The sequence below is a fragment of the Bacillus sp. ISL-35 genome (assembly GCF_018613355.1).
In the GTDB taxonomy this organism is placed as follows: Bacteria; Bacillota; Bacilli; order Bacillales; family Cytobacillaceae; genus Mesobacillus.
The window spans coordinates 29,831-43,534 of the sequence record NZ_JAGGQK010000006.1; the positions used below are offsets into that span (position 1 = coordinate 29,831).

The following is a 13,704-nucleotide window of genomic DNA, read 5'->3' on the forward strand; positions in this document are numbered from 1 at the left end:
TGTGAAATTGGTCCTCTTTTAAATAAGGAGGATACAACCAAAGATGGCAGGACCATTAAGCGGAATTACTGTGGTGGATATAACAACAAATATTTCTGGACCAAGCCTGACTATGATTCTTGCAGATTTAGGCGCAAATATTATCAAGGTTGAAAGGCCGGATATTGGGGACGATTCAAGAGGAATGGGTCCATTTTGGAAAGGGGAAGGAGTATATTTCCTTCATATTAACCGTAATAAAAATTCAATCGTTATTGATTTAAAGCAAGAAGAAGGACGAAAAATTATATATGACTTAGTAGAACAAGCAGATGTGTTTGTGGAGAACTTCCGTTACAATAAGGCGAAAAAAATGGGGCTGGGTTATGAGAAGTTAAAACAAATCAATCCTGCCATTGTCTATTGTTCCTTATCGGCCTATGGGCAAGAGGGACCATTGCGTGAAAGATCCGGCTATGATGCAATTGCTCAAGCCGATGCAGGAATTATAGGGATAAATGGAGCGGAGGGTTCAGAAATTGCCAGGGTGCCGATATCCGTTCTTGATCAAGGCAGTGCCATGTGGGGTGCGATAGGAATCATCTCGGCACTTTACCATAAAGAAAGAACAGGAGAGGGGCAATTAGTCACCACTTCTCTCTATGAAACTGGCGTTTTTTGGGTCGGATATCATATGCTCTCCTGGCTTGCAACAGGACAGGAACCAAAGAAAAACGGTGCTGGTCATACTGCTTTTGCCCCTTATGGAGCATTTTTTGCCAGTGATGCCCCGGTTATGATTGGTATATCCAATAACTCATTATTTAAACGCTTATGCCAGGTTCTAGGAAAAGAAGAATGGGTAACAGACGCCCGCTTTGAGACTAACCCGAAAAGGGTAGAACACCGGGAAAATTTAAGAGTTGCGATCGAAAATATTCTACAAGCAAAAAAGGCAGATGAATGGGTATCGTTATTGGCTGAGGCAGGGGTTCCAAGTTCAAAAGTAAAGAAAATCTCAGAAGTGGTACAAGATGAGCAAGCAGAAGCCGTAAATATGTGGAAAAGTGTCTCACATTCAGAAATTAAAGACTTCAAGCTCCCACGGCTTCCATTTGAATTAAGTGTTTCACCTGCAGAGATAAAACAAGCCCCTCCAAAACTAGGGGAGAATACGAAAAATATTTTATCTAAACTCGGTTATGACAATTCTAAAATTGAAGAGCTTTTAGCCCAAGGTACCATTCAAAACGATGGGCAGAAAGCAGAAACTCGTTAATCCGAAAAAAATCTCCTGAGTGCCAAGGAGATTTTTCTTTTATGGATTTTAATTATGGGTATTCTAAGCAGCTGTAAAAAAGCTTTCATATTAGCCGCTATGATACTACTAAAGCAATTTTGGTATTTGTAAATAAGCATTTTTTAGCAGATGTTCCTTTGGGCATATCGTAAAGCACTTTTGAGATCCTAGAAATTTATTGAATAATCGTTTGGTAAATTATAAGCTTTATTTAAAATGTCTGAATTTTTAATATTTTGAGTTTGGAGGGAATAAATTGACAGAAGAGCAAAATACGTCTTTACCACTTTCAGATATACGAGTGATCGAGCTGGGGACACTTTTAGCTGGTCCTTTTTCAGGAAGACTTCTAGGTGATTTTGGAGCGGAAGTAATTAAGGTTGAACCGCCAGGGAAATCGGACCCAATGAGGAATTGGGGGAAGTCTAAAGATGGTGTCGGTCTTTGGTGGCCCATTCAATCAAGGAACAAGAAATCCATTACACTTAATCTTAGAGTCGAAGAAGGCCAGGAAATTTTAAAGGAATTAGTTAAAAAGACGGACATTCTAATTGAAAACTTCAGACCTGGTACGATGGAGAAATGGAATCTATCATATGAAATTTTATCAGAAATAAACCCTAAATTAATTATGGTTCGTACCTCAGGTTTCGGCCAGACTGGTCCATACAAGAACAGGGCAGGTTTTGGCAGTGTTGGAGAAGCTATAGGTGGACTGCGCTATGTTACAGGATTTGATGATAGGCCGCCCTCAAGAGTTGGAGTTTCCATTGGTGACACATTGACTGCTTTATTTGCGACAATTGGCTGTCTCGTAGCACTCCATGAAAGAGACAGGTCTGGTAAAGGACAGATAGTAGATACAGCTTTATATGAATCCGTATTTTCTATAATGGAAAGTTTAATTCCAGATTACATGTTAGCAGGTTACATAAGAGAACGTATGGGAAATATCCTTCCTGGAATTGCACCTTCCAATATTTATTTTACTGGCGATAAAACGTATATAGTCATCGGTGCAAATGCGGACGGTGTTTTCCAAAGGTTATGTGAAGCAATGGATCAGCCGGATCTTGCTTTAGATTCGAGATTTGTGACACACAATGCACGAGGAGAAAACATGAAAGTTCTCGATTTGCTGATTGAGGAGTGGACGAAAAGCCTAACTGCAAAAGAGGCATTAAAAAGGTTGGATGAGAAAGGTGTCCCTTCAGCACTTATTTATTCCGCAAAAGATATCGTTGAAGATCCACATTATCAAGAACGTGAAATGATTATTAAAATGGATCACCCGCAACTGGGTGAATTCCCGATGCCTGGGGTTGTCCCTAAGTTAAGCAGGACACCAGGAAAGGTAAAGACAGTCGGAGCTGAAACAATGGGTAAACACAACGAAGAGGTTTATAGCGGACTGCTTAACTATGATGAAGTAAAAATAAATGAGCTGCGTGAGCGTAATGTAATCTAATCGATATAAATATTTGAGAGTGACTTTTAATTAAAAGCAGTGCGGTACTCCGTTTCAAAAGATAACTGAAAAACCTTCCATTCTATAATAGAATTATATAAAAAGAGATGATTTAATTGAATCAGTTATTAAAACATAAGTCCGTTGGAGTAGCAGAGCATTGGAGAATGCTATTATGGCTTCTTGCCGCTCAAATTATGGTTGCATTTATCGGCAGAAGCCTCGGTCCACTTGGAGTTTTAATCGGGATCGACCTATCCCTTTCAAAAGCACAAATCGGTCTTCTCCCATCTGCGTTATTTCTTGGGCAGTCCATCAGTTCAATTCCGGCAGGCTTTATAGTGGACCGAATTGGTTCCAGAAAGTTGTTATTAATTATTTCTATCTGTACTGGGTTTAGCTTCTTATTGATTACAATGGTCTCTCAATTTGCAGTAGTCATTGTATTGATCGTTATTGGCGGGCTGGGATATGGAGCCATGCATCCAGTGACGAATAGAGGGATTATATACTGGTTTTCGCTAAAGCAGCGGGGAACTGCAATGGGAATCAAACAAACTGGAATCACAGCAGGTGCTGCTTTAGCGAGTCTCTTGCTTTTGCCTGCTTCTGTAGCGTATGGCTGGAGGCCAGTCCTCTTTTTTGCCTGCTTGCTTCTTTTAATAGTCGGAATCTTAGCTTTTAAAGGTTATCGGGACTCTTTGGAAGCAGCACCGACGGGAAAGGGTTCAATTGGAAATCAATTCAAATCACTCATTCAGTTATTCCGGCATAAAGGGCTTCTTCTTGTAAGTCTTAGCGCCACAGGGCTGAATGGCTCACAGATGACCTTAACCACATATCTGGTTCTATTCGCACATGAGCATTTTAAATATTCAATAGTCATGTCAGGTATGCTGCTATTGATTTCTGAGTTAAGCGGTTCAGCTGGAAGGGTTGCTTGGGGAATCATAAGTGACAGAATTTTTAATGGAAAACGGACGATTATTTTAATTATAATAGCTATAATAACAGCCTTCTGCAGTATAATCGTGACCGTTTTACCGGTACAAACTCCTTTTATAATGCTTGCTCCGATTATCTCTTTATTTGGATTTGCAATCTCAGGGTTCAATGGAATCTGGATGAACTTGGCCTCTGAACTTGTTCCTAAAGAACTGGCTGGAATATCTAGTGGATTTACTATTTTATTTGGTTCTGCCGGAGTAGTGATCATGCCGCCTTTATTCGGTTATCTTATCGACAGAAGCGGCAGCTATGTGTATGGCTGGTTATTTATTAGCGGCTTGATGATGGTAGTTTTAATATTACTCTTTACTCTGAAAAAACAAAGCCATCCCGTTTCAGGTCTATCGAATTCATAATGAGGAGAAGGGGGTTAAACGTTTTAATCTTGGCGATCTTTTAACAAAGTATGTTCTGAAAAAGAATTGAAATTGCAGCAATGATTTTTTTCAAAAGGGGGAGCAGGAATGTTCATTAGGAAATTAATAACTGCATTGGGAGCTACACTGATGATGATCATCTTATTCTCTGTCCTTGAAGAATTTGCGGCGGGGCTGTTTATTGGGATGTACATCCTGCCAATAACCATCCTCTATGGAATTCCTTCTTCGTTTTTATCGGATTTTATTTTAAGGAGAACAGTTGGGGTAAAAAGAATGGCAGCTGCAGGGGTACTCCACGTTTTCCTGGGTGTATTGTTCATTGCCATCCCCACTTTCATCTTTGATACTGAATACGGAAGCTGGCTAACCGCTTTAAGGAATAACGGCTTCTTAGTTTTTACTGCTGCGGTTTCTGCTTTCATCTTCTGGTGCGTGGATGAGGCATTGAAAAGTAAGTGGTTTGCAGGCTTAAGAGATGGTTTTAAAAGGATTGGAAATTTGAGGATTTAGACAGAAGGATGGAAATGTGAATGAATATTATCAAAGAATTTTACCGAGATATAATATTTAGGCTGTTTAAAAACAGCCAAAGGGCGGAGGCTGGACAGAGTTTGCACCACTAAGGATTCTACCCGAATATATTGTTGATTCGGAAAAAGGGAAAGTAACTGGATTGGTAAAGCACAACGGGAAAGTTTACTTGACGGTAACGGTAAATGTTCCTAATCAAAAAGTTACGTCAAAGGGAAGCATTAGACGAATACATAAACAAACAAAACCTTTTAAAAAGCGTCATTACATAGAGATTATTAGAGTTGAGGCACAAACTATGATCAATCATAAAAAAAACGAATCCTGAGTGAAATACTGATAACTCATCAGCAGGAGAGATTTTGTTATACTCTGCTAAAAAGATTAAAAAACACACCGACCTTTTCTAATTAAGTCAATGTGTCTTGATATCATTTCCGCAAAATTTTCTCCATCGCTTTTCCCTTCGCCAATTCATCGATCAGCTTGTCCAGATAGCGAATTTCCCTCATGGTCGGTTCTTCGATTTCTTCCACTCGGACACCGCAGATGACACCTTTGATCAAAGTTCTTGAAGGATTGAGTTTCGGAGCTTCTTCAAAGAAGGTTTCAAAGTCTGTCTGTTTTTCAAGCTGTTCTTCAAATTCTTCCTGGCTATACCCGGTCATCCAACGAATGATTTCATCTACTTCTGTTTTTGTACGTCCCTTTCTCTCCGCCTTATTCACATAATGAGGATAGACACTAGCGACACTCATTGTATAGATCTTGTGTTTGCTCATGGCATGTTCTCCCTAGTCTGTTTTTCTTCATTATAATATGAAAGATATAGCGGTTCAAACGTGCTTTTTTATCACAGTTCAAAGGAAAATGGCTCAAGGGGAAGAATAGTAAAAGCATATAGTTTTGTAAAACGGAAAAGTGGGGTGGGTTGATGGCTGAGACTGAGCTTACCAGGAAGGGGAAAAAATACAAAAAATCTTTCTTCAGTGAAATCACTTTCTTACGATTACTTCGCTTTGTATTCTTTCTGACACTATCAATGTTTGTGGTATACATCTATTTTTTGTATCTCAGGGGAGATCTTCTGAAAACGATTCTTGGAATCTGGAGCAGCCATAAGAAGGGCATTATCTCCATTTCTATTATCCTGTTCTATTCAGTTAGTATCTATCAGCTCGGTGTTTGGAGAGGGAGAAGAAGGTAGGGGCAACTAAAAAATTTGTACCAAGTGAATTCCTAGTTTTTGTCGTGAATTTTAAATGCTAACTTGATTAGCGATCAGAAACCCTCATCCTTTTGTCCTAACCATCTCTATGCCTTAATTACCCCTTTAACAAAAGCAACTAGTAATATTGATTTAAAATTAAGAAAATTCGGTTAAATATTTGCTATTAATCCTTTCGTTCCCCTAACATTATATTGTAAACAAATTGGAACAGGAGGGAATCATATGAAAAAATTAATACGTACCGGGCTGTTTGCTTTGCTCAGTGTGTTATTGCTGGCCGGTACAATGCCTGCGACTGGATTAGCTAAAAAACCTCAGTTCAATTATGACCAGTACAGTCAGGTCGATGTTGGAAAGGATGGCATGGTTGCGACTGCCCACCCGCTTGCATCAGAGATTGGTGCTGAGGTACTTCGAAAAGGCGGGAACGCGATTGATGCTTCGGTTGCGATTCAGTTTGCCTTAAACGTAGTAGAACCGATGATGTCCGGAATCGGCGGCGGCGGTTTCATGATGGTTTATGATGGTAAAACAAAGGAAACCACCATCGTGAACAGCCGGGAGCGGGCTCCTGAAGGCGCGACTCCAGACATGTTCCTCGACGAAAATGGGAACCCGATTCCTTTTGGGGAACGCTCGACCGGTGGAACTGCAGTCGGAGTGCCAGGGACACTGAAAGGTCTTGAAACAGCGCTTGATATGTGGGGAACTCGTCCGCTCCAACAGCTGATTGGGCCTGCCGTCAAGCTGGCTGACAAAGGATTCCCGATTGATTCGGTCCTGGCAGAAGCGATTGCTGATAATCAGGAAAAGTTATCAAGATCAGCAGCAGGTAAGGTTTTCTTGCCAGACGGAAAGCCGCTGAAAGAGGGAGATGTCCTTGTTCAGGATGACCTGGCTAAAACGTTCAAGCTGATTCGTTCAAAAGGAACGGATGCACTGTATAAAGGAGAGATCGCAGAGGCGTTAGCCGGTGTAGTCCAGGATTTCGGAGGTTCGATGACTCCTGAGGATCTGGCAAAGTATGATGTAACGGTTGATGAGCCTGTTTGGGGAGACTATAAGGGCTACGAAATTGCCAGCATGCCTCCACCAAGCTCAGGAGGTGTCTTCCTCCTTCAAATGCTGAAAACATTGGACGGCTTCAACCTGTCCCAGTATGATGTCAACTCGACAGAAAAATATCATCTTCTAGCTGAAGCCATGCATCTTGCTTACGCTGACCGCGCGGCATACGCAGGAGATCCTGAATTCGTCAATGTTCCAGTGAATGGATTGCTACACCCTGATTACATCAAGGAACGCCAGGAGTTGATCAATGTTGATTCTGTCAATCAGAATCCAACAGCCGGTGATCCGTGGAAATATGAGAATTCAGAAGCCAACTATTCACAGACAAGCCAGCCAAATGACAGACAGTATGGAGAAACCACCCATTTTACTGTAGCGGATAAATGGGGGAATGTTGTCTCCTACACAACAACGATTGAACAAGTGTTTGGAACGGGCATCATGGTGCCTGGTTATGGTTTCATGCTGAACAATGAATTGACCGACTTTGATGCAGTCCCTGGTGGCGCCAATGAAGTTCAGCCAAACAAACGTCCATTAAGCAGCATGACACCAACGATAGTTTTTGAAAACGACGAACCAGTCCTGACGGTGGGCTCTCCGGGAGGACCGACGATAATTACCTCCGTGCTGCAAACCATCCTCCACGCCATCGAGTATGATATGGAGCTGAAGGAAGCAGTCGAACAGCCTAGAATCTACACCAACAATCTGAATTCGTACCGATTTGAAGAAGGTATCAGCACTGATACCATAAACGAACTGAATGCGATGGGCCATAAATTTGGTTCTAGTCCGACGACAATTGGCAATGTCCAAAGCATCTTGATCGACCGTGAAAACGGTACGTTTAAAGGTGTGGCAGACTCAAGCAGAAATGGCGCAGCAATTGGAGTCAATCTTAAAGGAAACCGAAAATAAGCATGAAAGGAAGGAGCGGGGTTTTCCGCTCCTTTTTTCTGCCTTTATAGGCTACGCCAAGGTGAGTCTAACTAGAAAAATCAATTTAATCCTTTTTTATTTTTAGTTCTGGTTTATTTTTATGTAAGAAGGGAATACATAAGCGGGGAATTTTCGTCTATATGTACAGGAGCCGTTTTTGAAGTTTAATGATCACCATTCAATTTTAACATTGCCAAATTTCTAAACTTTTGCCACCGCAGTCAGTAACTCCGATAAACATTTAATAGGAAAGAAATAAGCGATTACATAATATTACTTCTAAACTACTGGTTCGATTAGAAAATAATAGAAGGAAAAATTTACAGTCTTTTTATAGAATATTAAATAACTTTACATTAGCTTAAAAATCTTATAGAATGTTTGAATGGCTTGCATAATCTTAAAAGCTATTAAAACAGTAGACGGTAGAAAGAGGGGGAGAAAAAGGTGTTTAAAAAAATACAAAAAAACCACATGGGCCTTTTCCTTTTAGCTGTTGTCTTATTATGGGTGAAAACATATTTAGTACAACATTTAGAATTTAAACTAGGCTTGGATAATAATGTACAAGAATTTCTATTATTTTTGAATCCGTTAGGTTCTGTCATGTTATTCTTGGGATTTTCTTTGTTTTCAAGGAAAAGAAAATTCCTATGGCTCATTGTTTTTGACTTTATTTTGAGCTTCTTATTGTTTGCGAATGTTGTGTATTACCGATTCTTTAGTGATTTCATTACGATCCCAACGATTTCGCAGACACAAAACTTTGGGGATGTAAGCACGAGTGTGTCATCTCTGTTAAAACCGTATGACTTTTTATTTTTCCTGGACACGCTGATTGTATTGGCTGTTGGATTAATCTTCAAAAAAGAGCGTACGGGCGGAAGGGTAAACCATAGAAGTGTGGCGACAGTGTTTATCACCGCCATCCTAATCATGTCAGTGAACCTCGGTCTGGCAGAAAAAGATCGACCACAATTACTGACAAGAACATTCGACCGCAACTATATTGTTAAGTATTTGGGGATGTACAACTACACTATTTATGATGCTGTACAGAGTGTCAATGGCTCCATGAAACGCGCTATGGCAAGTACGGATGATTTAACTGAAATCCTCAATTACCAGAGAACACATTACGCAAAACCGAATCCGGAATATTTTGGTGCTGCAAAAGGAATGAACGTTGTATACTTCCACCTTGAATCAATGCAAAATTTCTTGATTGATTATAAACTTCACGGCGAAGAAGTAACGCCATTCTTGAACTCTTTAACTAGAGATGCAAATACCCTGTATTTTGATAACTTTTTCCATCAAACAGCTCAGGGGAAGACATCTGATGCTGAGTTCATCCTTGAGAATTCCCTATACGGTCTGCCGCAAGGGTCTGCCTTCTCTACTAAAGGAATGAACACGTATCAAGCTGCACCTGCGATCCTTGGCCAAAACGGATACAGTTCTGCTGTGTTCCACGGGAACAATGGATCGTTCTGGAACCGTGATGAAATTTATAAATCATTTGGCTATGAGAACTTCTTTGATTCAAGCTATTACAACTTGAATGAAGAGGACCTTGCAGAGTATGGGTTAATGGATAAGCCATTCCTAGAACAATCACAGCCAATGCTCGAATCATTGCCACAACCGTTTTATACAAAATTCATTACCGTATCCAACCATTTTCCTTATCATATGGATCAAGAAAAAACTACAATTGAACCTCATACAACTGGAGATGCATCCGTTGATTCATACTTCCAGACAGCGCGATATGCTGATGAGGCATTAAAAGAGTTCTTTGACTATCTAAAGGAAACCGGACTATATGATAACACCGTTGTTATCATGTACGGTGACCACTATGGCATTTCCGATAATCATAATAAGGCGATGGAGCAAGTATTAGGCAAAGAAATTACTCCATTCGAAAGTGCCGGCCTTCAGCGCGTACCGTTATTAATGCATGTACCTGGAGTCAAAGGTGGCACAATGCATGAATATGGAGGTCAAATTGATCTGATGCCGACTCTTATGCATTTATTGGGAATTGATACAAAGCCTTACCTGCAAATGGGTACAGACTTACTATCAGAAGAACACGATGAGCTAGTGCCGTTCCGAAATGGTGATTTCGTAAGTCCAACTGCCTCTTACATTAACGGTAAGTATTATGACTCAACAACCGGAACTGTGATCGAGGAAACAGAAGAGGCAAAACATCAGAAGGAAATCACAGAGACCATTCTGAATTACTCTGATAAGGTTGTAGAAGGTGACCTTTTACGTTTCTACACTCCTAATGGTTTTGTCCCGGTTGACCGTTCACAGTACAATTATAATAAGAAAAACGAACCGACCAGCAACAAAGCAAAATAAATACAGAAAAGCTGCCGAGCACCATAAGCCCGGCAGCTTTTTTGTATTAAAAGGACACCAAACGTACTTATCATGCTTCATATCCTTTCACCTATTAAAGCCATAAATGCTATACTTAGTATCGAATGAAAAAAGGAACGGATCAGCCTGACCGTTTGTCATTTAGAGCAAAGGAGTTAACGCAATGGCAAATGTACATATTTTTACGAAGAGAGAGGAAATCGCGAACGCGATCATCCATGGAATAGGCGGACTATTAAGCATTGCCGGACTCGTCATCCTGATTGTCTTTGCATCACTGTACGGAACTGCATGGCATGTCGTCAGTTTTACCTTATTCGGAGCGACAATGGTCCTGCTATATACATCTTCAACACTCGTCCATAGCTTTCCACCCGGCAAAGCAAAGGACTTCTTTGAAATCATGGACCACTCATCCATTTATTTCTTCATTGCCGGCACCTACACACCATTCCTATTCATCGCCGTTAAAGGGACATTAGGATGGACCTTATTCGGAATCGTCTGGGGTCTTTCCATCGCAGGAACAGTGTTCAAATCGCTGTTCGTCAAACGGTTCCTGCATACATCAACAGTGTTATATGTAGTAATGGGCTGGCTGATTGTATTTGCCTGGGGACCACTAACACAAAATGTCTCCTCACAAGGACTGTTATTCCTCGTGATCGGTGGAGTCCTATATACAGTAGGAGCCATCTTTTACGTCTGGCGCGGGTTCCATTACCACCATGCAATCTGGCATGTGTTTGTTTTAGCCGGATCGATCATGCACTTTTTTGCGGTTTTGAGTTTGTTGCCATAAGGGGAACGAAAAAGAGTTAGAGGACGATTTGTCTTCTAACTCTTTTTAATATTTTTCAAAAGGTCTTCAAACCATTTGATATAAAGTTCATTCGTTCCCTTGTAATGTCTGTGGATCAGTTGAGGAAGTTGTTCTGGATAGTCAGTCTGGATCGAGTTTTCTTCCTTTAGCTCGAGGATCCATTGTTGGATCATATTCTTTATTTCTTCAACATTTGATGAATGGATGAAAAGGGTGGCGGGATAAAGAGAGCGCGGTTCTTTCAGCCTTTGTTCAAATACGAGCTGAATCTCCCTGGACAGTTGAGTCTTTCCTTCATCCGTGATTTGGTAGACAGTCCTGTTCGGACGATTGTTGACTTGTTCTTCTTTTTCAGCTTTCACCCATTCATGCTTTTCAAGCTTTCTAATCGCATGATAGACGTTCCCATCCGTCACCGGGAAGAGATGGTCCCATTTATTTTCGATAATCGTCTTCTTCATTTCATATGGGTGATAGGATTTCTCCTGCAGTAATCCTAAAAGGACAATCTGGATGGACATGGTTTCACTTCTTTCGATTGGGCTAGAAATACAATATATCATGAAAGCTAAAAAAGGGACGCATAAATGGCTTCCCTTATAAGAAAGGCATTATAGTTTTAGCTTCAAACCTTCATGGGTTGCAGTAAAACCTAATTTTTCATAAAACCTCAATGCGTCTGGCCTTTGTTTATCCGTTGTCAGCTGCACTAAATGACAGTCCCGTTCTTCCGCTCGCTTAATGGCCCATTTAATCAGTTCAGTTCCTATACCCATTCCTCTGACTCGTGATGAGGTCCTGACTCCTTCAATAGTCGCTCTCCATCCGCCTTGATGGGTGATGTAGGGGGTAAAAGTAATTTGCTGTACGCCAATCACTTCATCTCCAACACAAGCAACAATTAATTCATTATTAGGGTCCGAGGAAATTGCCTTAAATGCGTCCAGATAACTTTGGGAAAGTGGCTGCAAAAAACGTTCACGCTGACTTCCTAAAAGATCATCAGCAAGCATTTCAACGATACAGTTTAAATCTTTTTCTTCAGCCATTCTAAACACCAATTTAGCATCCATTCTTATTCGCCTCATCTCATTCATCTATTTGCTTCTATGCTAACTGATTTATACACATAAGTGAATGGTGTAGTTTTAATGAGTTGTAATAAGATATTCTTATGTTAGCGGGGAAGCGGGGGAATAACTTAACAATGAAAACAGACTAAACCATATGGCTTAGTCTGTTAGATAAAGCACCTATTATTGTGCAGAAAAACCGCCGTCAATGACTAGTTCGGCACCAGTAATGTAAGCTGCATCATCAGAAGCCAGGAACAAGACGGCCCTTGCTACATCATCAGCTTGTCCAAGACGCTGCAATGGTGTAGCCATAATCAAGCGCTGCACAACCTCACTTGATTCTGACAAGTTTTCCGTCATTGGTGTTTGGATGACACCAGGGAATACAGTATTTACACGGATTCCGAATCTACCATATGCGGTGCTCGCAGCACGTGAAATGGATCGTACAGCACCTTTTGAAGCGGTATACGTATTCACGCCCAAACCAACCATAGCAGTATAGCTTGAAATATTCACAACAACACCGCTTTTTTGTTCCACCATATGTGGCAGCACGTGCTTCATGCCAGCAAACGGACCAAAACCATTAATGCGCATCATGAGGTCCCAATCTTCAATCGTTGTTTCATCCATTTCTTTTTCTGTCGCAATTCCCGCGTTATTAATCAGTATATCAATTCTGCCATGATCAGCAATGATTTCATCAACAGCCTTTTTCCAATCGTCCTCAGACATTACATTCAACAACTTGCCTTCAATCGAGTCATGCTGGCTGACCACATCAAGCAATTCTTTATTTATATCAGCCGCAATGACATAAGCGTCTTCTTCAACAAAAAGCTCAGACATTCTTTTCCCCATACCTGAAGCTCCACCTGTAATCAAAACGATTTTATTATCAAATTTCCCCATCATAATTCCTCCCTTTCCTGTGTTCACTCATATTATATTCGAATATATACTTTGTGCAAAGTAATATGTTTTTCATTTTTAGCATTTAGTTGGAGGGGATGGAAGAATATTCACTAAGAGATTTTGACAGTATTGTAGTAAGTAAGATTTTATTTTGTATAGTTTTGCAATAGTCAAACACAACAGTTCCGACTAGATAAATTAACCGATTCAAACATTAGATAGGGGAACAATTCTGCGATTCGAGAAAGGGATTGATTACCTGTTACTAGAATATGTATTAAGAATTAGTGAACAAGGAGCTGTCAGGAAGATGAAGCTATTTTTACAAGCCATCAGCGCTTCTGTTGTGATCCATTTCCTTTATTTTGCTGGTGTCATGTTTGTAGGCTATATAAAAACGAAAAACTATCAACCAGATGTTACGGGTGCCTGGGATCAGGTCGACCCACTACAAACACAAGTAGCATTTGGGTACAATGGTTCACCTTTTTTGTTTCTATTTACCTTCCTAGCAGTCGCGATGATTTCTGGAATGATTATATTTTCGTTTAAAAAAGTTGCTGAATAGTGCTAAATT

13 protein-coding genes are annotated in these 13,704 nt (G+C 40.5%); 9 read left to right on the forward strand and 4 right to left on the reverse strand.

The features are described 5' to 3' along the window. Positions 1 to 43: 43 nt before the first annotated feature. The 4 genes from J7E38_RS09570 (at position 44) to J7E38_RS09585 (ending at position 4,645) form a co-directional block, all read left to right on the forward strand. On the forward strand, positions 44 to 1,258 hold the full coding sequence (locus J7E38_RS09570) for a CaiB/BaiF CoA transferase family protein (protein ID WP_214705523.1): 1,215 nt from the start codon (positions 44 to 46) through the stop codon (positions 1,256 to 1,258). A 277-nt stretch (positions 1,259 to 1,535) separates the two neighbouring features. Continuing rightward, a complete protein-coding gene (locus J7E38_RS09575) occupies positions 1,536 to 2,747 on the forward strand; it encodes a CaiB/BaiF CoA transferase family protein (RefSeq protein ID WP_214705524.1) in 1,212 nt (403 codons plus the stop codon). Between the two features lie 116 nt (positions 2,748 to 2,863). Then, positions 2,864 to 4,111 carry an MFS transporter gene (locus J7E38_RS09580; protein WP_214705525.1) on the forward strand — a complete coding sequence of 416 codons (1,248 nt, stop codon included), beginning with the start codon at positions 2,864 to 2,866 and terminating at the stop codon, positions 4,109 to 4,111. Positions 4,112 to 4,219: 108 nt separating this feature from the next. Beyond that, positions 4,220 to 4,645, forward strand: coding sequence for a hypothetical protein (locus tag J7E38_RS09585; protein WP_214705526.1), 426 nt, complete (start codon positions 4,220 to 4,222; stop codon positions 4,643 to 4,645). Between the two features lie 452 nt (positions 4,646 to 5,097). On the opposite strand, the gene J7E38_RS09590 is transcribed toward J7E38_RS09585, so the two are convergent. Next, on the reverse strand, positions 5,098 to 5,448 hold the full coding sequence (locus tag J7E38_RS09590; RefSeq protein ID WP_214705527.1) for a DUF2200 domain-containing protein: 351 nt from the start codon (positions 5,446 to 5,448) through the stop codon (positions 5,098 to 5,100). A gap of 152 nt (positions 5,449 to 5,600) precedes the next feature. On the opposite strand from J7E38_RS09590, the gene J7E38_RS09595 reads away from it, so the two are divergent. From J7E38_RS09595 to trhA, 4 genes are all read left to right on the forward strand, one after another. Further along, positions 5,601 to 5,873 carry a hypothetical protein gene (locus J7E38_RS09595; RefSeq protein WP_214705528.1) on the forward strand — a complete coding sequence of 91 codons (273 nt, stop codon included), beginning with the start codon at positions 5,601 to 5,603 and terminating at the stop codon, positions 5,871 to 5,873. 246 nt (positions 5,874 to 6,119) lie between these two features. After that, positions 6,120 to 7,889 carry a gamma-glutamyltransferase gene (gene ggt / locus J7E38_RS09600; RefSeq protein ID WP_214705529.1) on the forward strand — a complete coding sequence of 590 codons (1,770 nt, stop codon included), beginning with the start codon at positions 6,120 to 6,122 and terminating at the stop codon, positions 7,887 to 7,889. Positions 7,890 to 8,384: 495 nt separating this feature from the next. Beyond that, positions 8,385 to 10,289, forward strand: coding sequence for a lipoteichoic acid synthase (ltaS, locus tag J7E38_RS09605; protein ID WP_214705869.1), 1,905 nt, complete (start codon positions 8,385 to 8,387; stop codon positions 10,287 to 10,289). 184 nt (positions 10,290 to 10,473) lie between these two features. Then, entirely contained in the window at positions 10,474 to 11,112 is a 639-nt protein-coding gene (gene trhA, locus J7E38_RS09610; protein ID WP_214705530.1) for a PAQR family membrane homeostasis protein TrhA, read from the forward strand. Between the two features lie 35 nt (positions 11,113 to 11,147). On the opposite strand, the gene J7E38_RS09615 is transcribed toward trhA, so the two are convergent. From J7E38_RS09615 to J7E38_RS09625, 3 genes are all read right to left on the reverse strand, one after another. Continuing rightward, positions 11,148 to 11,654 carry a PadR family transcriptional regulator gene (locus J7E38_RS09615; RefSeq protein WP_214705531.1) on the reverse strand — a complete coding sequence of 169 codons (507 nt, stop codon included), beginning with the start codon at positions 11,652 to 11,654 and terminating at the stop codon, positions 11,148 to 11,150. A gap of 90 nt (positions 11,655 to 11,744) precedes the next feature. Next, a complete protein-coding gene (locus tag J7E38_RS09620) occupies positions 11,745 to 12,206 on the reverse strand; it encodes a GNAT family N-acetyltransferase (RefSeq protein ID WP_215038415.1) in 462 nt (153 codons plus the stop codon). Positions 12,207 to 12,389: 183 nt separating this feature from the next. Further along, positions 12,390 to 13,124, reverse strand: coding sequence for an SDR family NAD(P)-dependent oxidoreductase (locus J7E38_RS09625; RefSeq protein WP_214705532.1), 735 nt, complete (start codon positions 13,122 to 13,124; stop codon positions 12,390 to 12,392). Positions 13,125 to 13,437: 313 nt separating this feature from the next. On the opposite strand from J7E38_RS09625, the gene J7E38_RS09630 reads away from it, so the two are divergent. Continuing rightward, positions 13,438 to 13,695, forward strand: a complete 258-nt coding sequence (locus J7E38_RS09630) for a hypothetical protein (RefSeq protein WP_214705533.1) — start codon at positions 13,438 to 13,440, stop codon at positions 13,693 to 13,695. The last annotated feature ends 9 nt before the right edge of the window (positions 13,696 to 13,704 follow it).